The 22,319-nt window shown below is 49.2% G+C and carries 19 protein-coding genes and 3 pseudogenes; 10 read left to right on the top strand and 12 right to left on the bottom strand.

The window, feature by feature from the left end; all coding sequences use genetic code 11:
- Position 1: 1 nt before the first annotated feature.
- Positions 2-193, bottom strand: a complete 192-nt coding sequence (locus HVZ39_RS12595; RefSeq protein WP_016156612.1) for a YnbE family lipoprotein — start codon at positions 191-193, stop codon at positions 2-4.
- Positions 190-2,829 carry a YdbH family protein gene (locus HVZ39_RS12590; protein ID WP_181633673.1) on the bottom strand — a complete coding sequence of 880 codons (2,640 nt, stop codon included), beginning with the start codon at positions 2,827-2,829 and terminating at the stop codon, positions 190-192. Before HVZ39_RS12590 ends, HVZ39_RS12595 begins: the two co-directional genes overlap by 4 nt.
- A 690-nt stretch (positions 2,830-3,519) precedes the next feature.
- Between HVZ39_RS12590 and HVZ39_RS12585 the strand changes: the two genes are divergently transcribed.
- Positions 3,520-4,509, top strand: a complete 990-nt coding sequence (locus HVZ39_RS12585) for a 2-hydroxyacid dehydrogenase (protein WP_003833196.1) — start codon at positions 3,520-3,522, stop codon at positions 4,507-4,509.
- A 112-nt stretch (positions 4,510-4,621) separates the two neighbouring features.
- Positions 4,622-5,041 (top strand): heat shock protein HslJ, encoded by a 420-nt coding sequence (gene hslJ / locus HVZ39_RS12580; RefSeq protein WP_016153186.1) that lies wholly within the window; start codon positions 4,622-4,624, stop codon positions 5,039-5,041.
- Between the two features lie 13 nt (positions 5,042-5,054).
- Here the strand turns inward: hslJ and HVZ39_RS12575 are convergent, their stop codons facing one another.
- The gene (locus tag HVZ39_RS12575) at positions 5,055-5,321 is read right to left on the bottom strand and encodes a DUF333 domain-containing protein (protein WP_003020360.1); all 267 of its coding nucleotides are present in this window, start codon (positions 5,319-5,321) and stop codon (positions 5,055-5,057) included.
- Positions 5,322-5,595: 274 nt separating this feature from the next.
- Here HVZ39_RS12575 and nifJ point away from each other — a divergent pair, with 274 nt between their 5' ends.
- The 5 genes from nifJ to HVZ39_RS12550 all read left to right on the top strand — a co-directional run bounded on the left by nifJ (position 5,596) and on the right by HVZ39_RS12550 (position 12,902).
- Complete coding sequence (gene nifJ / locus HVZ39_RS12570; protein ID WP_181633672.1) at positions 5,596-9,120, top strand: pyruvate:ferredoxin (flavodoxin) oxidoreductase; 3,525 nt, start codon at positions 5,596-5,598, stop codon at positions 9,118-9,120.
- A 367-nt stretch (positions 9,121-9,487) separates the two neighbouring features.
- The gene (gene ompC / locus HVZ39_RS12565) at positions 9,488-10,621 is read left to right on the top strand and encodes a porin OmpC (RefSeq protein ID WP_016156616.1); all 1,134 of its coding nucleotides are present in this window, start codon (positions 9,488-9,490) and stop codon (positions 10,619-10,621) included.
- A gap of 145 nt (positions 10,622-10,766) precedes the next feature.
- Positions 10,767-10,979, top strand: coding sequence for a KTSC domain-containing protein (locus HVZ39_RS12560; RefSeq protein WP_016153189.1), 213 nt, complete (start codon positions 10,767-10,769; stop codon positions 10,977-10,979).
- Between the two features lie 81 nt (positions 10,980-11,060).
- Positions 11,061-11,495, top strand: coding sequence for a universal stress protein UspF (gene uspF, locus HVZ39_RS12555; RefSeq protein ID WP_016153190.1), 435 nt, complete (start codon positions 11,061-11,063; stop codon positions 11,493-11,495).
- Positions 11,496-12,011: 516 nt separating this feature from the next.
- On the top strand, positions 12,012-12,902 hold the full coding sequence (locus HVZ39_RS12550) for an EcsC family protein (RefSeq protein WP_181633671.1): 891 nt from the start codon (positions 12,012-12,014) through the stop codon (positions 12,900-12,902).
- Between the two features lie 160 nt (positions 12,903-13,062).
- Here the strand turns inward: HVZ39_RS12550 and HVZ39_RS12545 are convergent.
- Positions 13,063-13,229: pseudogene (locus HVZ39_RS12545) on the bottom strand (transposase); the annotation flags it as partial.
- Between the two features lie 416 nt (positions 13,230-13,645).
- Between HVZ39_RS12545 and HVZ39_RS26430 the strand changes: the two are divergent.
- Complete coding sequence (locus tag HVZ39_RS26430; RefSeq protein WP_131345881.1) at positions 13,646-13,897, top strand: hypothetical protein; 252 nt, start codon at positions 13,646-13,648, stop codon at positions 13,895-13,897.
- A gap of 123 nt (positions 13,898-14,020) precedes the next feature.
- Here HVZ39_RS26430 and HVZ39_RS12540 read toward each other — a convergent pair whose 3' ends face one another.
- From HVZ39_RS12540 to HVZ39_RS12525, 5 genes and pseudogenes are all read right to left on the bottom strand, one after another.
- Positions 14,021-14,626 carry a serine acetyltransferase gene (locus HVZ39_RS12540; RefSeq protein ID WP_181633670.1) on the bottom strand — a complete coding sequence of 202 codons (606 nt, stop codon included), beginning with the start codon at positions 14,624-14,626 and terminating at the stop codon, positions 14,021-14,023.
- 284 nt (positions 14,627-14,910) lie between these two features.
- Positions 14,911-16,058 (bottom strand): IS3 family transposase gene (locus HVZ39_RS12535; protein WP_181633669.1). Its coding sequence is split into 2 segments (ribosomal slippage): positions 14,911-15,821 and positions 15,821-16,058, totalling 1,149 coding nucleotides; the frame shifts between segments, so codons are not numbered across the junction.
- Positions 16,059-16,211: 153 nt separating this feature from the next.
- Entirely contained in the window at positions 16,212-16,592 is a 381-nt protein-coding gene (locus tag HVZ39_RS12530) for a hypothetical protein (protein WP_131345887.1), read from the bottom strand.
- A gap of 60 nt (positions 16,593-16,652) precedes the next feature.
- Positions 16,653-16,823: pseudogene (locus HVZ39_RS26630) on the bottom strand (cytosine-specific modification methylase); the annotation flags it as partial.
- A 67-nt stretch (positions 16,824-16,890) separates the two neighbouring features.
- Positions 16,891-17,529, bottom strand: coding sequence for a hypothetical protein (locus HVZ39_RS12525; RefSeq protein WP_181633668.1), 639 nt, complete (start codon positions 17,527-17,529; stop codon positions 16,891-16,893).
- A gap of 512 nt (positions 17,530-18,041) precedes the next feature.
- Between HVZ39_RS12525 and HVZ39_RS12520 the strand changes: the two are divergent.
- Together HVZ39_RS12520 and ttcA are read left to right on the top strand one after the other, a co-directional pair.
- Positions 18,042-18,386 (top strand): annotated as a pseudogene (locus HVZ39_RS12520) (tyrosine-type recombinase/integrase); the annotation flags it as partial.
- Positions 18,387-18,434: 48 nt separating this feature from the next.
- A complete protein-coding gene (ttcA, locus tag HVZ39_RS12515; RefSeq protein ID WP_016153195.1) occupies positions 18,435-19,370 on the top strand; it encodes a tRNA 2-thiocytidine(32) synthetase TtcA in 936 nt (311 codons plus the stop codon).
- A gap of 49 nt (positions 19,371-19,419) precedes the next feature.
- On the opposite strand, the gene dbpA is transcribed toward ttcA, so the two are convergent.
- The 3 genes from dbpA to zntB all read right to left on the bottom strand — a co-directional run bounded on the left by dbpA (position 19,420) and on the right by zntB (position 22,248).
- Positions 19,420-20,793 carry an ATP-dependent RNA helicase DbpA gene (gene dbpA, locus HVZ39_RS12510; protein WP_016153196.1) on the bottom strand — a complete coding sequence of 458 codons (1,374 nt, stop codon included), beginning with the start codon at positions 20,791-20,793 and terminating at the stop codon, positions 19,420-19,422.
- A 28-nt stretch (positions 20,794-20,821) separates the two neighbouring features.
- The gene (locus tag HVZ39_RS12505; protein ID WP_016153197.1) at positions 20,822-20,989 is read right to left on the bottom strand and encodes a hypothetical protein; all 168 of its coding nucleotides are present in this window, start codon (positions 20,987-20,989) and stop codon (positions 20,822-20,824) included.
- Between the two features lie 275 nt (positions 20,990-21,264).
- The gene (zntB, locus tag HVZ39_RS12500) at positions 21,265-22,248 is read right to left on the bottom strand and encodes a zinc transporter ZntB (protein ID WP_016153198.1); all 984 of its coding nucleotides are present in this window, start codon (positions 22,246-22,248) and stop codon (positions 21,265-21,267) included.
- Between the last annotated feature and the right edge of the window lie 71 nt (positions 22,249-22,319).

Below are 22,319 nucleotides of genomic sequence, written 5' to 3'. Positions count from 1 at the left end.
CTCAGAACAAATCGCTGCGCGATTTTAATAAGCTCTCAACGTCTTTATCGACTTTGATATGGATCTCATGCTCGATCTTGACGTTCATATTAATAGTGATCGGCTCTTTAGGCGCAGCCACTTCGATTCTGGGTGTGCAGCCGATCAGCAGAGATGAAGCCAGCAGACCCAGCATGGCAGCTATCGTTTTCATTGTTGTTCCTCACATTCCTTGCCTTCCAGGCAATGGGATTCCGGCAGCGCTGCATTTTGTTCAAGCCATGCCTGTAAATTGTCGCCAAAACGCAAACTACGCCATAACGTAAAGACGTTTTCCTCATGGGTGTAATTCAAATTAACCGTCCCCACTTTGCCATCAACGCGGCTATTGCCAGTCACGGTTGCCTGCATGGTTAAGTCACCGAGATTATCCAAATTTATTTTCGTCCAGGAATGGCTTATTTCCATATAACGCAGCCAGTTAATGGCCGCACCGGCTGCCATATTATCTTTGACGACGGCATCCGCCGTGTCTTTATCAATACGCAGCGTCATAGGCCCCGGGTTGGTCAGCCAGCCGTCTTTAATGATCCACTTTTCGTTATCCAGCCATAACGGCAACGCACCGCTGACCGGGCCAGACATGGCGAATTGCTTGGGATTAACCGCGCTGATAAGCTCGCTGGAAGAGATATTCTGCACCCGTAATAATGCCGGATCGTGCTGCGGCATCCGCAGTTGTTGCATGATGACTTTGCCCCCCAGCAGTTCGGCGCTGACATCGCTTAACAGTAACGGATTGTCTTCACTCCAAGGATACGCCCCCTGTAGATCGGCGGCGATATTTTTCACCGTCACCTGATTCACCACTTCCGCAATACGCAGTGAAATAGGTCCACGCGTACCCAGTTGCCATGCGCCTTCACTAAACCGGAAAGGCAACACAAAATCGACGCCATTAATTTGGTTATCGGGCATCCAGGCGCTACCGCCTTTTAATACCCCATGGCCGCCCGCTTCAAAGCCCTGTTCCGGAGCAGCCGAAAACGCAACCTGCGCATACAGTTCACCTTCACGTAGCTTCATTTTCCAGTCTGGTGGGATGAGCGGTTGGAATACGGTGAGCGATTGTTTTGGCCACCAGGCCTGTCCGCGCAGGCGGATCCCGTCCCAACGTCCATTTACCTGTACTGGACCTATCGCGCCCGCGTGAAGCTGGCCTTTAAACTGGAAAATCGTCGGGTCGGTACCTTCCACGCTGAACTTCAGGGTTGACGGCGGTAACACGCTCCCCCCGGTAAAGGTGGTGTTCCCTGCGTCCAGCGACAGCGCGCCGCTAAAAGTCGGCTTGTTGGCATCCCGTACCCAGACGATCGGCTCGTCCATCACCAGGCGTGGGGTATCTACCTTCATGGTGCCGTATTGCAGGTGGTCAAATCCGGTGGAGAGATCAAAAAGCTTCAGGGTGTTGTCATGCCATTCGCCCTTACCCGCCACGTCCCAACGCGCATGCATTGGCGTAAAGCTGCCTTTGCCCCAGTACCGCCACTGCCAGCGACCCGCATCAGGGAGAAAATCATTTGCCAGACCATCCAGATGCAATTCAAAACCGCCCATCTGGTTTTCATGCGCGCGCAATATAGCCTGCAGACGGCCATCTACGCCGCGCTGCGTTACTTTTACGCCCGCCAGCGGCCAGCGAATTTCGTCAATATCCAGCGAGTCAATCACCCGTCCACGCGAACGCAGCAGCGCTCCTGGCTCGAAAGCCAGCTGCGGGTCGTTCAGGCTTCCGGTGAGTCTGGCGGGTAATTTGGCGTAGAAGATCAGGTCACCCTGTTTCGCCTCGCCTATCAACTGTAACGGCATGTCGCTACTATCCACACCCAGCTTACCCGGCCCCAGCGTTAATACGGCGTTTCCTTTACCTGCATCGCCTTGGGTCAGTATGTTCAGACGCCCGCTCACCACCGCATTTTCCAGCCCGGCCTGCCAGTTTTCAACTTTCATGCCCAACCGCCCGCTGAGCGGGAATCCCTGATAAGGCCAGTTCCAGCGACCGTCGCTGATGGTTAATTGCTGGCGGGTTATTTCCCACGGAAGATCGAGCAACGGATCGGCATTGTCCCGCGCCATGACGATCAGTTGTCCGCTGTTTTCTTGCCACTCCAGTTCGGCGTCCACCAGTGAGGGCTCCTGCGGCAAGCTCAGAGTAGCAACCGCATGACCGCTCACCGGTAGTCCATCAGGAACCAGCGGCATGGTAAATTCACCGACCAGTTTTACCGGCGGTTGCCCTTCAAACGCGGCTATATCCAACTCATTTACCGTGAGATTTTGCCCGTGCAGACGCCCCTGGAATTTCACTTTTTCACCCTGGTAGCGCAGTTGCTGGGTCGATGGCGTTAGCGAAAGAGACAGTTTTCCCTGCCACTCCTGCCAGGGGGAGAGAATAACTTTGTCGATGTTAATCCAGGTATTGGGCAGCATCGATTGCCATTCAGCCAGCGTTTTGGGCGCTGCCGGAGACGCTTCTGTCTGCGGTAATTTAGCCAGGCAAGCGGAATCCAGCTCAATAGTCCCGACATTGAGCAACCAGCGGCTGGGATGGGAAAGTTCGGCCTGAGTAATGCGCGCTAGCGGGCAATCATCGACCAGATAGCGGAGTTCCGGGATATGCAGCCCATGCCGTGTCAACCGTGGGCTCTCATCCAGCGCGATGCGCGTGCCAACAGGTAACCAGACGCCCACCAGCGTAGGAACCCACAGGCCAAGCGTCATGACCAACGTCAGCGGCACGAGAATCAATAATAAGAGAAGTGCCAGAGCGGCTTTATATTTACCCTTCATGGGTAGTTAATATCCTGATTTAGCGAAAATTTAAGCCGGTTTAGGCCAGTATTGTGGCATGTTTAACAGGATATGCCCACATTAAGAATAAATTCCCATGAAGTATATGCACTATTTATCAATCAACGAGAATTAATAAAATAATAATCAATTCAATAATATAGTGCATTATTTTATATGGCACGCTGTTACACGTGCCGTCGGGAATATAAAGAACTCAGACTCAATGAGGCCTCAGTTCTCCATCGCTATGTTTAGGTCCTAAACGACCAGCTTCTATCAGAATTTCCTCAATGAGCTCTTCGAGGCACTCCCTACCATGATGATCGCAGACCAGATGTACCTGCCGGGAAATCTCCTCAGGTTTCATACCATCACATAATGCCGCCTTAAGCATTAAGGTGGCCCATCGCTTTGCTTCAGAGTGAGTTAACATGACCCCTCCCGATATTTGCTACCTGTATAAGCGTAGCTGTCTGGATGTGATTCGGCTGGCTTTTTACCTGCATCGATTACGGGTATTAAGTTGGACGGAAAAATATCCAGTTGTTGAAATTGAGTAACCTGCCCACACTAACAACAGATGCGCTGAAATTATTCATTACGCCTATGACTATCAATAACTTTTTAGATTTTGTAAAATAATTTGAATTGGATTAATGTGACGTCAAAATCACTGGAGAAAGTCTTATGAAACTCGCCATCTATAGTACAAAACAGTACGACAAGAAGTATCTGCAGCAGGTTAACGAGGCTTTTGGTTTTGAACTTGAATTCTTTGACTTTCTGCTGACGGAGAAAACAGCCAAAACAGCCCATGGCTGTGAAGCCGTCTGTATCTTCGTCAACGACGATGGCAGCCGCCCGGTTCTGGAAGAGCTGAAAAAGCATGGCGTGAAATATATTGCGCTGCGTTGCGCCGGCTTCAATAACGTCGATCTCGACGCGGCAAAAGAGCTCGGCCTGCAGGTCGTCCGTGTGCCAGCCTATTCACCGGAAGCCGTCGCTGAACATGCGATTGGCATGATGATGACGTTGAATCGCCGTATTCACCGCGCCTATCAGCGTACTCGTGATGCCAACTTCTCCCTTGAGGGGCTGACCGGCTTTACCATGTATGGCAAAACGGCTGGGGTGATCGGTACCGGTAAGATTGGGATTGCGGCACTGCGGATCCTGAAAGGTTTTGGGATGCGCCTGCTGGCGTTTGATCCCTACCCAAGCGCTGCCGCACTGGAGTTAGGCGTTGAATATGTCGATCTTAAAACGCTGTTCGCGGAGTCCGATGTCATCTCCCTGCACTGTCCGTTAACGCCGGAGAATTATCACCTGCTCAATCACGAAGCCTTTGAGCAAATGAAAAATGGCGTGATGGTTATTAACACCAGCCGCGGGGCGTTGATCGATTCACAAGCCGCTATCGATGCGCTGAAAAACCAGAAAATTGGTTCTCTGGGTATGGACGTGTATGAAAACGAACGCGACCTGTTCTTTGAAGATAAATCCAATGACGTGATTCAGGATGATGTGTTCCGCCGCCTGTCGGCCTGTCATAACGTGCTGTTCACCGGTCACCAGGCATTCCTGACTGCCGAAGCATTGACCAGCATTTCTGAGACCACGCTGCAAAATCTGGCACAGATCTCCAAAGGCGAAACCTGTCCAAACGCCCTCTTCTAATCCCTGTGCTCCCCTGGATTCAGGGGGGCATTTTCAGATAATCACCGATGCTAAAATCTTCAGTATCATTATTATATTGAATGTATTCCCGTCACAAACGTAGAGAAATTGAATGAAAAAAGTTGTCACGTTGATTGCGCTCAGCATGCTGATGGCTGGCTGTGTGAGCAATGGAAAAGTTTCCGTCAATCGCGAACAGTTGCAGCATCACCGCTTCGTTTTGCAGAGCGTGAATGGTAAAGCCGTCACCGTCGCTAATAACCCACCCGAATTGAGTTTTGGCGAAAACATGACGGTATCGGGAAAGATGTGTAATCAATTCCACGGTCAGGGCAAACTGTCCGACGGCGAGTTGAAGGTTAAAGATATGGCGATGACCCGCATGATGTGCGCCGATCCACAACTTAACGCGCTCGACGGGATCGTCAGCGACATGTTTAAGCAAGGCGCACAGGTCGATCTGACTGCTGACCAGTTAACACTGGCGACAGCAGAACAAACGCTGACGTATAAACTCGCGGATTTAATGTAGGAAACGCGGTGGCTTAATAGTTGCCACAGCTTCCGGCGGCAAGCGACTGCTCACTACAGCGTTTGCCGTTGGGTAACGCACACATTCCGATAGCTGAACCATCCAGCTGACGGGCAACGGAGAGCGAACCACCAATCATGGCGCAATTAGCTTCTCCAGAACTGGACATTGCGGCCTTCATCCCCGGTGCGACATGCGCGGCGGTTGCCTGCTGAACAGGTTCACTACTACAAGCCGATAATAATAACGCGGCACACCCTACCCAAAACGCTGCGCGCATCTTACTCCCCTCTGAATATTAACCAAACGACACAGCCATAAATAATAGGCAGCGGAAACACCGCCGTCGAGAGGCAATATGCGCATTTATGCGCACTGTTTACATTTTCTGGCAATTTTTTGGCTGCTCCTTTGATCAAACCATTCATTCTGTTTATTCGGGGGACACAAAAGCGAAAATCTGTCTTTAGCGCTTTTGCTAAACTAAAAGGATAACTACAGGATTCGCCGCTGTTACGCGTGTCCCTTTTTTTGCGCAATGTAAGGGTGTCAGTATGATCACAATTGACGGTAATGGTGCGGTTGCTTCGGTCGCATTTCGTACCAGCGAGGTTATCGCCATCTACCCGATTACGCCCAGTTCGACGATGGCGGAACAGGCGGATGCCTGGGCCGGGAACGGGCTTAAAAACGTGTGGGGGGATACCCCTCGTGTCGTAGAAATGCAGTCGGAAGGCGGTGCGATAGCGACCGTTCACGGCGCGTTGCAGACCGGTGCGCTCTCTACGTCGTTTACTTCATCGCAGGGCCTGTTGCTGATGATCCCGACGCTGTACAAACTGGCCGGTCAGTTGACTCCGTTTGTGCTGCACGTTGCGGCGCGTACGATTGCCACTCACGCATTATCCATCTTTGGCGATCATTCCGACGTGATGGCGGTGCGCCAGACGGGATGCGCACTGCTATGCGCCAGCAGCGTTCAGGAAGCTCAGGACTTTGCGCTAATTTCGCAAATGGCCACCCTGAAAAGCCGGGTCCCGTTTATTCATTTCTTTGATGGTTTTCGCACATCGCATGAAATTAATAAAATAGTGCCGCTGGCCGATGACACAATCCTCGGGCTGATGCCACAGGCAGAAATTGATGCTCACCGCGCGCGCGCGCTCAACCCGGAGCATCCGGTTATTCGCGGTACGTCTGCGAACCCGGACACCTACTTCCAGTCGCGCGAAGCAACAAACCCGTGGTACAACGCGGTTTACGATCACGTAGAACAGGCGATGAACGATTTCGCTGCTGCGACGGGCCGTCAGTACCAGCCATTTGAATACTACGGTCACCCGCAGGCAGAACGCGTCATTATTTTGATGGGCTCGGCGATTGGAACCAGTGAAGAAGTCGTCGAAGAGCTGCTGGCACGCGGCGAGAAAGTAGGCGTTCTGAAAGTGCGTCTGTTCCGCCCATTCTCTGCCAGACATTTACTGCGCGCCCTGCCGGAAACGGTACGGAGCATCGCCGTCCTGGATCGCACCAAAGAGCCCGGCGCGCAAGCTGAACCGTTGTATCTGGATGTAATGACCGCGCTGGCGGAAGCCTTTAACTGCGGCGAACGAGAAACGCTACCGCGGGTGATTGGCGGGCGTTATGGCCTTTCTTCCAAAGAGTTTGGCCCGGACTGCGTCATGGCGGTCTTTAATGAGCTGAGTAGCGCGAAGCCGAAATCTCGCTTTACGGTCGGTATCTATGATGATGTCACCAACTTGTCGCTACCGTTACCGGAAAACACCCTGCCCGGTACCGCGAAGCTCGAGGCACTGTTTTACGGGCTGGGCAGTGACGGTAGCGTGTCGGCCACCAAAAACAACATCAAGATTATCGGTAACTCTACGCCGTGGTATGCGCAGGGTTATTTCGTCTATGACTCGAAAAAAGCAGGCGGTCTGACGGTTTCTCACCTGCGCGTTAGTGAACAACCTATTCGCTCAGCGTATCTGGTGTCGCAAGCCGATTTTGTTGGTTGTCACCAGTTGCAATTTATCGATAAGTATCAGATGGCTGAGCGCCTGAAACCTGGCGGTATATTCCTGCTTAATACCCCGTACAGTGTGGATGAAGTCTGGACACGTCTGCCGCAGGAAGTTCAGGCTGTTCTGAATCAGAAGAAAGCGCGTTTCTACGTGATTAATGCGGCCAAAATCGCCCGCGAGTGCGGTCTGGCTGCACGTATTAACACCGTTATGCAGATGGCGTTCTTCCATCTGACGCAAATCTTACCAGGCGACAGCGCTCTGGCTGAATTGCAGGGTGCGATTGCGAAAAGCTATAGCAGCAAAGGGCAGGATCTGGTTGAACGTAACTGGCAGGCGCTGGCCCTGGCGCGTGAATCCGTCGCCGAAGTGGCGCTTCAGCCAGTTGATCCACATAGCGCTAATCGCCCACCGGTGGTTTCTGATGCCGCACCTGATTTCGTGAAAACCGTCACCGCGGCAATGCTCGCCGGTCTGGGCGATGCCCTCCCCGTTTCAGCGCTGCCGCCAGACGGCACCTGGCCGATGGGCACCACGCGTTGGGAAAAACGCAATATCGCCGAAGAGATCCCCATCTGGAAAGAAGAGCTGTGTACCCAGTGTAACCACTGCGTAGCCGCCTGCCCGCACTCGGCTATCCGCGCCAAAGTGGTTTCACCAGAAGCGATGGAAAATGCCCCTGCCAGCCTGCATTCTCTGGATGTGAAATCACGCGATATGCGCGGTCAGAAATATGTCCTGCAGGTTGCGCCAGAGGATTGCACCGGGTGTAATCTGTGCGTCGAAGTATGCCCGGCGAAAGATCGCCAGAACCCGGAGATCAAGGCCATCAATATGATGTCGCGCCTTGAGCACGTGGAAGAAGAAAAAGTTAACTATGACTACTTCCTCAATCTGCCGGAAATCGATCGCACTAAACTGGAACGCATTGATATTCGTACCTCGCAGTTGATAACACCGCTGTTTGAGTACTCTGGGGCCTGCTCTGGCTGTGGTGAAACGCCGTATATCAAATTGCTTACGCAGTTGTACGGCGACCGCATGCTGATCGCCAATGCGACCGGCTGTTCATCAATTTATGGCGGTAACCTGCCCTCAACGCCTTATACTACCGACGCCAATGGTCGCGGGCCTGCGTGGGCAAACTCCCTGTTTGAGGATAACGCCGAGTTTGGGCTGGGCTTCCGCCTGACGGTGGATCAGCACCGTGTACGCGTCATGCGTTTAGTGGAACAGTTTGCTGATAACATTCCGGCTGAACTGAATGACGCCCTGCACAATGAAGCTACGCCAGAGGTGCGCCGTGAGCAAGTTGCAGCACTGCGCCAGCACCTGAAAGATGTCGACGGCGCACAGCAGTTGTTAACCGATGCCGATGCGCTGGTCGAGAAATCTATCTGGCTGATTGGCGGTGATGGCTGGGCTTACGATATTGGTTTTGGGGGACTGGATCACGTCCTGAGCCTGACCGAGAACGTCAATATTTTGGTACTGGATACCCAGTGTTACTCCAATACAGGCGGACAAGCGTCGAAAGCTACGCCGCTCGGGGCCGTCACTAAATTTGGTGAGCATGGCAAGCGCAAAGCTCGCAAAGATCTTGGCGTCAGTATGATGATGTACGGGCACGTGTATGTTGCACAAATCTCTCTGGGCGCGCAGTTGAACCAGACGGTGAAAGCTATCCAGGAAGCGGAAGCCTATCCAGGTCCGTCGCTGATTATCGCGTATAGCCCATGTGAAGAGCATGGTTACGATCTCGCACTAAGCCATGATCAGATGCGTCAGCTCACGGCAACCGGGTTCTGGCCGCTGTACCGCTTTGATCCACGTCGAGCAGATGAAGGTAAGCTGCCGCTGGCGCTGGACTCTCGGCCACCGTCAGACGCCCTGGCCGAAACATTGCTTAACGAGCAGCGCTTCCGTCGCCTGAATGCCCAACAGCCAGAAGTCGCAGAACAGCTCTGGAAAGACGCCGCAGCCGATCTGCAAAAACGCTACGACTTCCTTGCGCAGTTGGCTGGAAAAGCGGAAAAGAGCGGTACCGAGTAATGCTTTTATCTCAGTATTAACCTGGAACCCAAAAAAAAAGCCCGAACAGTTGTTCGGGCTTGTCAATTTATTCGCTGGCTAATTAATAATAGCTATCAATACGTCAACGAAAAATAAAACGTGACAATAAAGGCATATAACACGCGCAGAATAGCCCAACACACTTCACTTGTATAATTTTTATTTTATATATTTGTCACCAATACATTCACCACAACTATCATCATTTCCGTAGAATTATTTATTTAAGGTTTTACTTAAGGCGTAACAATTCATATTTATCCCTTTACGGAACTTCTCCTTTAGCATGCTTTTACTCCCTACATGGGTAGTCACAGGTTAATAAAAAAACTAAAGGATTATTTCAATGAACAGAAAAGTACTGGCTCTCGTAATTCCTGCCCTGCTGGCTGCAGGCGCTGCTCACGCGGCTGAAGTTTATAATAAAGACGGCAACAAATTAGATCTCTATGGCAAAGTAGACGGCCTGCATTATTTCTCTGATGACGCTAACAGTGATGGCGATCAGACTTATATGCGTATGGGCTTCAAAGGCGAAACTCAGGTTAACGATATGATCACCGGTTATGGCCAGTGGGAATATCAGGTTCAGGCTAACGGCACCGAAGGTGATAAAGGCGACTCCTGGACTCGTCTGGCATTCGCAGGTATTAAAGTCGGCGACTACGGCTCATTCGACTACGGCCGTAACTACGGCGTAATGTACGACGTTGAAGGCTGGACCGATATGCTGCCGGAATTCGGTGGCGACTCTTACACCAAAGCAGACAACTTCATGACCGGTCGTGCGAACGGCGTGGCGACCTACCGTAATACCGACTTCTTTGGTCTGGTTGACGGTCTGAACGTGGCGTTGCAGTACCAGGGCGCGAACGAAAATCAGTCACCAGAGCAGGAAGGCACCAATAACGGTGGCGACGATCGTAACATGAAGAACTCCAACGGTGACGGCTTCGGTATCTCCTCGACCTACGATTTGGGTATGGGTGTAAGCTTCGGTGCAGCATATACCTCTTCTGACCGTACTAACGAGCAGGTTAACGATTCTACCGCGGGCGGTGATAAAGCTGACGCGTGGACAGTTGGTCTGAAATACGACGCGAACAACATCTACCTGGCAACCATGTACTCCGAAACCCGCAACATGACCCCTTATGGTGGCTCAAACGGTAGTGATAATACGATTGCCAACAAAACTCAGAACTTTGAAGTGACTGCGCAATACCAGTTCGACTTCGGTCTGCGTCCGGAAGTTTCTTTCCTGATGTCTAAAGGTAAGGATCTGGGTGTAAACGGATCTGATGGCGACCAGGATCTGGTGAAATATGCATCCGTAGGCGCTACTTACTACTTCAACAAAAACTTCTCCACCTATGTTGATTACAAAATCAACCTGCTGGATGAAGATAAAAACTTCTACAGCCAAAACGACATCTCTACTGATGACGTAGTAGCACTGGGTATGGTTTACCAGTTCTAATCCGTCAGCCCGCTGGCAACAGCGGGCTCTCTTTATGTTCTAACAATTCTGTTTTATCCAGATCAAAACATTATATCTGTTGCGCTAAAACACATCTTTGATAGATGATATCTTGCATTAAGACCTGTAGTAGAGGATACCTGCAATGAATCATCATCCTGTAAAATCATCCCGTATTGCATCCGTCGGCTATGACGAATCCTCCCGCACGCTAGAAATTCGCTTTCACCAGTTGTCTACTCTGCAATATCAGCATGTCCCTGCTCGTATTTTTCGTGATTTCCTGAGCGTCGTTTCTAAAGGTCGATTTTACGATGGGGTAATAAAAGGAAAGTTTCCTGAAATAAAAATAAAGTGATGCCAAAATGTGATCTTTGTCATTGTACATAAAGTGCCATTACGCGGTAAGCTTTGGGTGGATACTTAAACAGGAGGTTTTATGAACAGAACGATTCTTGTACCCATCGATATTTCAGACTCAGAATTAACTCAACGTGTTATTGCCCATGTTGAAGCAGAGGCAAAAATTGACGATGCACAGGTTCATTTTTTGACCGTAATTCCGTCACTGCCCTATTATGCTTCCCTGGGATTGGCCTACTCGGCAGAGTTACCGGCCATGGAAGATCTGAAAGCCGAAGCAAAATCTCAACTGGAAGAGATTATCAAGAAGTTCAATATCCCAACGGACAGAGTGCACGTTCATGTCACAGAAGGTGCGCCAAAAGATAAGATTCTGGAGATGGCCAAAAAATTACCGGCTGATATGGTCATTATTGCCTCACATCGACCTGACATCACCACCTACCTGCTGGGGTCTAACGCCGCAGCCGTGGTGCGTCATGCGGAGTGTTCGGTACTGGTAGTCCGCTAAGCTGTCTGGCCCGCACATCGCTGCGGGCTTTATGTTTCTACCTCTTATACCCCACGATTCCTGTCCTAAATGTGCTGACATTTTTCCCGCTTATCCGTACCATACACGCCACAGTTTTTATATCAGACTTCTTTTGCCGGACTATCCGGCGTGATGCATACTCTTCTGATGCCACACTATGCATTGAGCCTCTATTAAATGTCGCAAAATCAAGATATTAGTTGGGATAAACCGCCACTCATTAATACTCTCGTTTAGACTGCAGCCACCAGCAAAATGTTTAAACCACTCACCCAGCTAGTCCAGCCAATATGACGCAGCATTACATGCCTAATCTTAAGTATTCTTTTCCATCAACTAACCTCACCATTCTGTATGATTCTTAGCCCACTCCTTTGCTTTTGCCGTCTGTTTTCAAAAGGACTTAAAAATACTCATCTACACATTTTTATTGCCGATAACTTTAGTATCAAACTCACGTCATAAAATACTGATGGCCGGCAGGCAAGGAATAACATGAAACTGATCAATTACGATAAAAATGCACTTCAGCAAATCCACGACTGGAAAAACCCACAACGCGGTTTTCTGGCTAAATCATTTGATTTAATCAGTAAACCTCTTAACAGCGCCGGAGAGTTGATGCTTTCTACACCCGTCGTCGGCGAAGCCATTCAATCTTCTGTGCAGGGTCTGGTGGGAGTCTGTAACGATGCCGCACTGTGGTCAGTGCGACCAGAGGCGATTTTCGAAGAGTTCCGTAATGACGGGCATGTCCACATCAATCGATATGAAGATATTGAAACGTTGCGTCTTGAGGACATCGATAAAACCGTTGGCTGGCTGGCAGCTAAGTATAAGGGCATCGCACTGGCGGAAGGTGCAGGCACGGGCATGATGGGGATTGCAGGGATGGCTATCGATATACCTACTCTCATTACATTGAATCTACGAGCCATTGGCGAATATGCGACGTATTACGGTTTTGATATCACCCGTCAAGAAGAACGACTTTTTGCCTTTAATATTTTGGGGCTATCTTCTGCTTCATCGACTATGGCGAAAAATGTCGCCATGGCACAACTGGTAAAAATATCGCAACAGGTCGCCAAGAAAGTGGTCTGGGAAGAGTTGGAAAAACAAGTGTTTGTGAGGATTATTAAGCAGATTGCCAACAGTCTTGGGATTCGACTCACCAAAGCAAAACTAGCTCAAACGATTCCCGTCGCAGGCGCGGCCGTTGGTGGAGGTTATAACGCCTATTTCACCAGTAACGTCTGCGAAGCGTCCTACCATCTATATCGTGAGCGCTTCCTGGCGATGAAATACGATCCGTCTGTGATTGATCTCACGGTAAAGCCTGCGGATGATTTTTTCCCCGGCGACGGCGATCCGGTTTTCGAATGAGCAGAATATCCTCCGGCATAGCCGGAGGTTTTTCTGATACGCCTATCAGGCTCTCTTACCAGCCGCGTCCTAACAGGCGCATACGATCTGACATTTGCATCAAACTTAGTTAATTACGGCCCGTAAACGGGCTATCCGGATACGAGAGTTATAACTGCGCATACAACATCAGACTGCTTTCCCCTTTCAGATCTCCCATAAAGCCGGATACGCTCATCTTCGATAGGATTTCCAGAAGTATATGGATGTGATCCGCACACATTCTGCTTCTAGAACATTCACACTTCTCTATTCGCACAGCTTTCTTAAGATGCTGCCAATCGCTTTACGGAACCTCCAGCCTAGCTGGAGGTTTTCTGTGCACAATGAAAAAGGCCGCCATGTGGCAGCCATTATTTATCTATTTTCAACTATCAGACAAAAATCACATCAGATGATTGCCTGGAAGTGTGATGCTTAAGCAAAACTACAGTGCGATTAAACAAAAAAAAACCGCTGCTATCACGGTACACAGCGGTAAATAAACTAATTTATTATGGTAATTATAACTACAAGTTAACTATTGCATATATGAATAACCACTTCAAACATAGGAATTAATCACTTTTGGACATTGTGTTGTTCTCTCACTCTTATGCCCCGTAGTGAGGATTGGTTGCGGTGGCCCTGCGTATAGACTAAGGGGGATAAAATATGTACTATTGCCTTCCTTCAGAAAAATAGAATGCTCACCCGTTGTTATTATGAAAATCATCCTCGTTACGATGTTATCATCACTAATTCTCATAGCTGGGTGTGATGAAAAAAAAGAAGTTAAAGTAGATGCTGAATGCTACTTTTCATCCACGAAATCAAGTGCTCGCCATTTCACGGATGGTAGCGCTACTGAGCTTGAGCTGGATTACGAGGGTAATAAAATGAGTGGTTGGGCCTGGGTGAAGAGAGTGACTGATTCCATATCAGATGCTACATGCCATGAAGTAAATCCAGATTAAAACTAAGTTAAACATGCCGCATTAAGCGGCATGTTTAACTGTTCAGGGCACGACTGGTTTCGACGGCATAATCCGGGTTGATTGGCACTCACTAATGCCTCAACGAACGGCGCTAGTGCCGAGTTAACTCTCGCTATCTCTTTTATGCAACAGAGGAGCTTTATTCATAACATCAGGAACACACCCTGTTTTAACAATAATGCCTGGGTTACCAACGACAACTGAATAGGGAGGGATATTGCCTGTCACAAATGCTCCCGCAGCAATTTTACTCCCGCGACCTATAATAACCCCACCTACAATGACAGCATTTGGACCAATCCAGACATCATCTTCAATAACTGGGTAGCCTGTTACGCGGCTTCCATTTTCTAAAACTTTATCGCGTTGGCCGATAGTTACACCATGAAACAAAGTAACGTTCTCTCCAATTTTGGCTTCCGGTGATATTACTATCCCCCACCCATGAGTAATCGCCAGCCCTGCACCAACCCGTGTTCTTGATGGAAAGTCCATTGACCCCATATGAGCAGACCATCGATGTAATACTTTAAATGGGTATAACATTAGGCGGAATGGTGTTCTAGAAACGGCGCAAAATTGGCATAACCGCATGAATACGATGATGCGGAAGGTTCTGCGGGTTAATGTGCCAACAAAGAGTTTTCTCCATGAGAAATAACCAAATTCGCGGTGAGTATCGGCTTTAATTTTGTCGAATGCCATCATGTTATCTCGTTGTAGAACGAATCAAATCTGATTTGTGATTGTTGATATTAAAATCCCCCATACCCACTATAGCCATTAAATTCAAATAGATAAGGCACATCCATAACTAAAAGTAGTAGGTATTAAAGGGATTATTACTACTACCACCTAAGCAAAATTCACAGCGCCTACTATTAATATCTGTTTTTTGACTACACACTATTGAGCAACGTCGCTATTTTTTGTCGTTCCGCGTGACCATTTCCTGATAACGCGGATCGGATGCTTGAATCGCCACGGATAATCTAGACACTTCCGAGCCGTTGATAATATTGTTTTTCATATTCCGTCGGTGGCATCTGATCACTCGAACCATGCCGACGCTTACTGTTATAAAACATTTCGATGTAATCAAAAATATCGCTGCGTGCTTCTTCCCGTGTTCCGTAGCTCTTTTTCTTTATCCGTTCACGCTTCAGTAGCTGGAAAAAGCTTTCTGCAACTGCGTTGTCGTGACAGTTACCACGACGGCTCATACTGCCCTCCAGACCGTGTGATTTCAGGAACGACTGCCACTCATGGCTTGTGTACTGACTACCTTGGTCAGAATGAACCAGCACCTGTTTTTGGGGATTACGTCGCCACACGGCCATCAAAAGCGCATTCAGAACAATATCTTTTGTCATCCGGGGTTGCATTGACCAGCCGATAACTTTGCGCGAGAACAAGTCAACAACTACGGCCAGATACAGCCAGCCTTCGTGGGTTCGGATGTAAGTTATGTCCGTTACCCAACGTTCATCCGGAGCTTCCGGGTTGAACTGTCGCTGGAGTCTGTTGGGTACCACGATACTGGCTTCACTTTTATGCGCTCGTGGGCTTCGATACCCGACCTGAGCCTTTATCCCGGCACGATTCATCAGTCGCCAGACTCTGTTCACTCCGCACTGTTGCCCGCTATCCCGCAAGTCCAGATGGATCTTGCGATAACCATAAACGCAACCGGACTCCAGCCAGAACTGTTTGATTTGTCCTGTCAGCCTGAGATCCGCCTGATGCCGTGGTGAATGCGGCTGCTGAAGCCAGGCGTAAAACCCACTCGGATGAACATGCAGCACCCGGCAGAGCAGACGAACAGGCCAACAACAGGAGTTGTCACGGATAAAGGCGTACCTCAGTCGGACAGCTTTGCGAAGTACGCCGCGGCTTTTTTTAATATGTCCCGTTCGTCAGTAACCCGCTTCAGCTCCTTCTGGAGTCGGCGGATCTCGGCCTGAGCATCTGACTGTTCTTTATTAGTGGATGAGTCCGGACCGTACTTCTTTATCCAGGCGTAAAGGCTGTGGGTGGTGATATCGAGACGTGTTGCAACGCTGGAAACAGAATGACCGCGATCAATAACCTGTTTGACTGCTTCAATTTTAAACTCTTCGGGATAACGTTTACCGCTCATGGGCACCTCTCTTTAAGTCATCTTAAATGATTCCGAGGTGTCTGTTAAACCTGTGGCGATTCAGCTTTTGGCAGTGCCAGACATCGAATCAACTGTCAGCAACCCTCCCTTTAGATGATCGACATCCGACTCGGCATCGTTTAAAATTTAATATTACTCTGAAGTATGTTTATCAGCAATTGCCTTCATGAATGCGGTTGAACAAACATTCCCTAGCTGCTCTACCACAAATAGGTTACCTGTTTTTTTAGCGGCCATAGTTACCCTCGAATGTTCATAGGAGAATGAGTCATTCTTCGCTGCAACAGTACATGCGTCCCAAACATCACCAGCAGTTTTCTCGATGTTGGACATAAATTCCAAATCCGTTTCCTCGCTTACTTTTGGGCTGGATGACGCTATCATCAATACTGCCAAGTCTATAGCCTGTTGCCTGGTTGGCAGTGGGGACATGCCAGGTAGGTAGTCTCCCTCTGCGTAAGAAGTAAATGATATAAAAAATGTTAAGAGGAGTAGTCTCTTAAAGAGCAGCATTAAATTACCTCGTAAAATACACCATGAATCTTCTCGGCTACCTTAGCTAAATAATAAAGCTCAGGCTGCAACGCGAGTCTGACACAATTCCGGAAAATTTACTCTCACCAGCGCTTCCGCAAACGGCGGGGGAACAACGTTACCACATAGCGCAACCTGCTTGTCCTCCGCGTACTTCTTACCCCGATAGTCCTTGTCGGTGATGTACCACTCCGGGAAGCCCTGCCTCTTGGGCTGGAGTTTCAACAATCTGCAAGCGGTCACTAAGAAAAAGGTGTTCATTGAGCGACTTCATTCATTATAGTGGGCTGTTTTCATCCAGCTTCGTAATCTTCCAGATGTCGCCACTCGTATCATCTATACGCCAGAAAGATTTGTTACCGGCAGTCCCCCCCAAGGCATATTCAACTAACACAAGGATGTTCAACTTCTTGTTGTCCTTAGCAACAAAAGAATAATAGTTATCGATAAAGTAGCCGGTAGACTGCGTGGTTGACAACGCCCTACCTCCAGTAACTTTTAAATCAGGAGTGTAATCCTGAATGCTTTTGTCCGCATATTCTGTTTGTACCTTCTGCGCGAGTTCGTCACTAATCGTATAGGCGGCTTTTGCTGGGAAATGTTTCAATACGGAAACCAAATCAGGTTTTTTGCTATCACTCTTCAATAGTCCATTTTTTATCACTGTTGCAGAAAGCCAACAACCGAACAATGCATCTTTAGCATATCTATAATCTGGGTCAGATAGGTCGGGTAACTCCTTGACACTCTCACCAGAATTATGCAAAGCGACAAAATCTGAACAGGATGCTAATTTCGCTTGGTTTCCATCACTCAAAAAAACTGTTAATGGTGAATTATCGATAATGAGTTCATTAGCAGCAGAACTGTTAAAACTAAAAAGTAACGTCGAGATGACTACAGCAATATATTTCATATAATCTCCATACGTGAGATACGACCATTTTCATCCTTCGATATCATAAAGATAATAGCGAAGAAAGAATAGTTTTTATTTTCACCCTGTACATAGATTTATCAGCACACCCAGCACTACGTTTTTTGGAGGCCACAATAAAAGTTAACTTATCAACATTAAGCTCATTCAACACTTATTTCAAAATTCTAAAAAATTGTAACCTGATCACTTACTAAGCAATAATACACAATTCTCTTGATTGTAGGCTGCCCCCCGTTTTTAGGTATTATAGGTTCGTTTGGGGCGTAAATATTGCCTGCGCGCTGAGTTTCAACCATAGTTATCCATTGAAGGATACTTCCGACAAGAATCCGTTTATCTGTTCAGATTCTTTCCGTCATGAAATACCACGTCATAGGGATTATACTTCCCATAAGTTTGGGTCTAAATTCCTCGTTCGGAATATTATGATATATGCACCAATACTATAAGCGTATACAGTCGCTAGTTTTGAGTGCGCATCCTGATCATCGGAAATTTCGGTTCACCAAAGACAGATGCCGAGATTAGAACGATAAAACTACTGGAGCCTGCACTGGATGCGAAAAGGAGAGCAAAAAACTTACTACTCTATGAGTAACATAGGTGCCAGATGGAACGCTGCTGTAAAACGTACTGGTATTCGTCGCCGTAATCCGTACCATACGCGTCATACTTTTGCTTGCTGGCTGTTATCGGCTGGAGCGAACCCATCATTTATAGCTAATCAGATGGGGCATGAAAACGCGCAGATGGTATACGAAATTTACAGTGCATGGATTGAAGAACTGAACGGCGAACAGGTGAAAATGCTCAACGCCAAACTTGCCCTGTAAAAAATTTTGCCCCTTATATGCCCCTCTTGGAGTCAGAGACAGTAAATAATGCAAGAAAATCAACAAGTTACAAAGAAAGAACAATACAACCTGAACAAATTACAAAAACGTCTGCGCCGTAACGTGGGCGAAGCGATTGCCGACTTCAATATGATCGAAGACGGCGATCGCATTATGGTGTGCCTTTCCGGGGGGAAAGACAGCTATACCATGCTGGAGATCCTGCGTAATTTGCAGCAAAGCGCCCCGATCAGTTTTTCCTTAGTTGCGGTTAACCTCGATCAGAAACAACCTGGCTTCCCGGAGCACATTCTGCCGGAGTATCTGGAACAACTGGGCGTGGAGTATAAGATTGTCGAAGAAAACACCTACGGGATCGTCAAAGATAAAATCCCTGAAGGTAAAACGACCTGCTCGCTCTGCTCTCGCCTGCGTCGCGGCATTCTGTACCGCACGGCAACTGAGTTAGGTGCCACCAAGATTGCGCTCGGTCACCATCGCGACGATATCCTGCAAACGCTGTTCTTAAACATGTTCTACGGCGGGAAGATGAAAGGTATGCCACCGAAGCTGATGAGCGATGACGGTAAACATATCGTTATCCGTCCGCTGGCTTACTGCCGTGAGAAAGATATCGAGCGTTTCTCCGAAGCGAAAGGTTTCCCGATTATTCCATGTAATCTGTGCGGCTCACAGCCTAACCTGCAGCGCCAGGTCATTGCCGATATGCTGCGCGACTGGGACAAACGCTATCCAGGGCGTATTGAAACCATGTTCAGCGCAATGCAGAACGTTGTACCTTCACATCTTAGCGATATCAATCTGTTCGATTTTAAAGGTATCAGGCACGGTTCAGAGGTTGTGGACGGCGGTGATTTAGCGTTCGATCGTGAAGAGATCCCGCTGCAGCCTGCGGGCTGGCAGCCAGAAGAAGATGATGCTCAACTGGATGAGCTGCGCCTGAACGTCGTGGAAGTGAAGTAAGTCGATAGTACCGGATAAGCGGAGCGCCATCAGGCGCTCCGGCGAGTGGTTATTTCAATAACCGAACCCGGCAAGTCTTGCCTTTTATCTTACCGTTTTGCAATTGCTTCCATGCCTTATGCGCTACAGTCTGGCGAACAGCGACATAGACATGCGCCGGATGAACGGCAATTTTGCCGATATCGGCGCCTTCCAGACCAATATCACCGGTCAGCGCGCCGAGAACATCGCCGGGACGCATTTTAGCCTTTTTACCGCCATCAATGCATAACGTCGCCATCTCAGCTTCCAGCGGCAGGATTGGGCCGTTAGCTGGGGCTGGCAGCCAGTTCAGCTTCAGTTGCAGCATTTCAGAAAGAATATTGGCCCGCTGCGCTTCTTCCGGTGCACAGAAGCTTATCGCCAGACCACTGTTGCCGGCACGTGCGGTACGCCCGATACGATGGACGTGGACTTCCGGATCCCACGCCAGTTCGAAGTTAACCACCAGCTCAAGTGATTTAATATCCAGACCACGCGCGGCCACATCGGTAGCAACCAGAACGCGCGCGCTGCCGTTGGCAAAACGGACCAGCGTTTGATCGCGATCGCGCTGCTCAAGATCGCCATGCAGTGAGAGAGCGCTTTGCCCCGCCGCATTCAGCGCGTCACACACGGCCTGACAATCTTTTTTGGTATTACAAAAAACTACGCATGATGCAGGTTGATGCTGACTGAGCAATTTTTGCAGCAGCGCAATTTTGCCGTGGCTGGAAGTTTCGAAAAACTGCTGCTCAATCGCCGGCAGCGCGTCAACGGTATCAATTTCGATCGTTAATGGATTTTGTTGCACCCGGCCACTAATGGCGGCAATGGCTTCCGGCCAGGTCGCAGAAAACAGTAAGGTCTGACGCGAAGCCGGCGCAAAGCGAATGACATCATCAATCGCATCGCTAAAGCCCATATCCAGCATGCGATCGGCTTCATCCATCACCAGCGTATTCAGGGCCTCCAGAGAAACAGTGCCTTTTTGCAGATGGTCGAGTAAACGCCCCGGCGTGGCGACAATAATATGTGGCGCATGCTGCAGGGAGTCACGTTGTGCGCCAAAGGGCTGCCCACCGCACAACGTTAAGATCTTGGTGTTAGGCAGAAAGCGCGCTAAGCGACGCAGCTCACCCGCCACCTGGTCAGCAAGCTCGCGCGTTGGGCACAGCACCAGGGACTGTGTCTGAAACAGCGCGACATCAACATGCTGTAATAATCCAAGACCAAAAGCCGCCGTTTTGCCACTGCCGGTTTTAGCCTGCACGCGAACATCTTTCCCCGCCAGAATTGCCGGTAACGCAGCAGCCTGAACAGGCGTCATTTCAAGATAACCCAGCTCGTTAAGATTCTCGAGTTGGGCAGCAGGTAAAACATTCAGGGTTGAAAAAGCGGTCACAATTTAATCTCGCGGTAAAAACTCACAATCAGCAGGCGCGTATCCTCGCAGATCTGCGCCCGCGATGCGACAATTTAATCGGCTCTTCATCCGGTGGGGGATCCGGCATTGGCTGCGGACGAGGTATGGGATCGGGAATGGGAACCGGGTCGGTCGGTAGCGAATCAGTGTGCGGCGTTGCAATCAGACAGTTCATATACCCCTCCAGTTATTCAGGTTGGCTCTTTTAGGGTAGACGCTGATTTCCTGCAGGCAAAAAAAAGCCGACTAATCTAAGTCGGCGTCGTACGAATCAATTGTGCTATGCAGTAATTCAAAAAAGGAAGTAAGACAATATGGAGCGCAACGCCCATCGCTTGACGTTGCATTCACCTGCGAGAGAGATATTGCCCCGAATAGGTAGATGGTTTATTGACTTCGCTCAAAAACCAGGACGTTTTCATGCGCAAAAGTCACTAAAAAACGTTGTTGTTACAACCATTTACTACGATGCAACCATAAAGTAACACCACCAATCAGGACCACTAACAGAATACAAAAAAGTGAGAAGCCAAACTGCCAGCCACCGCCAGGGATACCGCCGAGGTTAACGCCAAACAGCCCGGTTAAAAATGTGCTGGGAAGAAAAACCATTGCCATCAATGACATTGTATACGTTCGGCGAGCCAGAGACTCCTGCATAACCTGCGCAATTTCATCCGCCATAATACCGGTCCTGGCAATACAGGCATCTATTTCATCCAGCCCTCTCCCTAGCCTGTCAGCGATATCCTGCATCCGCCGCCGATGGTCGTCGGTCATCCAGGAAAAACGTTCGCTCGCCAGCCGGGAATAGACATCGCGTTGAGGCGCCATATAGCGGCGCATCACAATTAACTGCTTACGCAGCAATGCCAGGAAACCACGCGGCGGAATCTGCTGATCAAGCAGGTTATCTTCCAGATCGATAATCTTATCGTGCAGTTGTTCGATAAACTCACTGGCATGATCGGTTAGTGCATCGCAAACATCCACCAGCCAACTACCACAATCAGCCGCTCCCGTGCCTTCCTGGAGATCGCTGACCACATCATCCAGCGCCAAGACTTTACGCTGACGCGTTGAGACAATCAGACGTTCATCCATATATAAGCGCATCGCAACCAGTTGGTCAGGTCGCTCGTCGGTGCTGCCGTTAATACAGCGCAGCGTAATCAACGTACCTTCCCCTACCCGGCTTACGCGTGGGCGCGTGCTTTCACCCGCCAGCGCATCACGCACGTTATTGGGAAGTAAAGGCGTTGTCGCCAGCCATTGCGCACTTTCAGGATGGGTATAATTAAGATGCAGCCAGCAGGGATGTTGACTGTCGATAACATCGTTATCTTCCAGTGGCTTCACCCCACCACGGCCATCCAACAGCCAGGCAAACACGGCATCCGGCACATTAACATCCGTTCCCTTAATGGCTTCCACAGCGCCTCCACAAACATTCAGCTTTTTTCGTTAGTCTAGCTGTCAGAATATGTTAAGCAATATCTCATTGT

The sequence above is a fragment of the Citrobacter sp. RHB35-C21 genome, from assembly GCF_013816515.1.
GTDB classification, from domain to species: Bacteria; Pseudomonadota; Gammaproteobacteria; order Enterobacterales; family Enterobacteriaceae; genus Citrobacter; species Citrobacter braakii.
The sequence above is the reverse complement of the archived record's forward strand: the minus strand, read 5'-3'. Positions and strand labels throughout refer to the sequence as shown.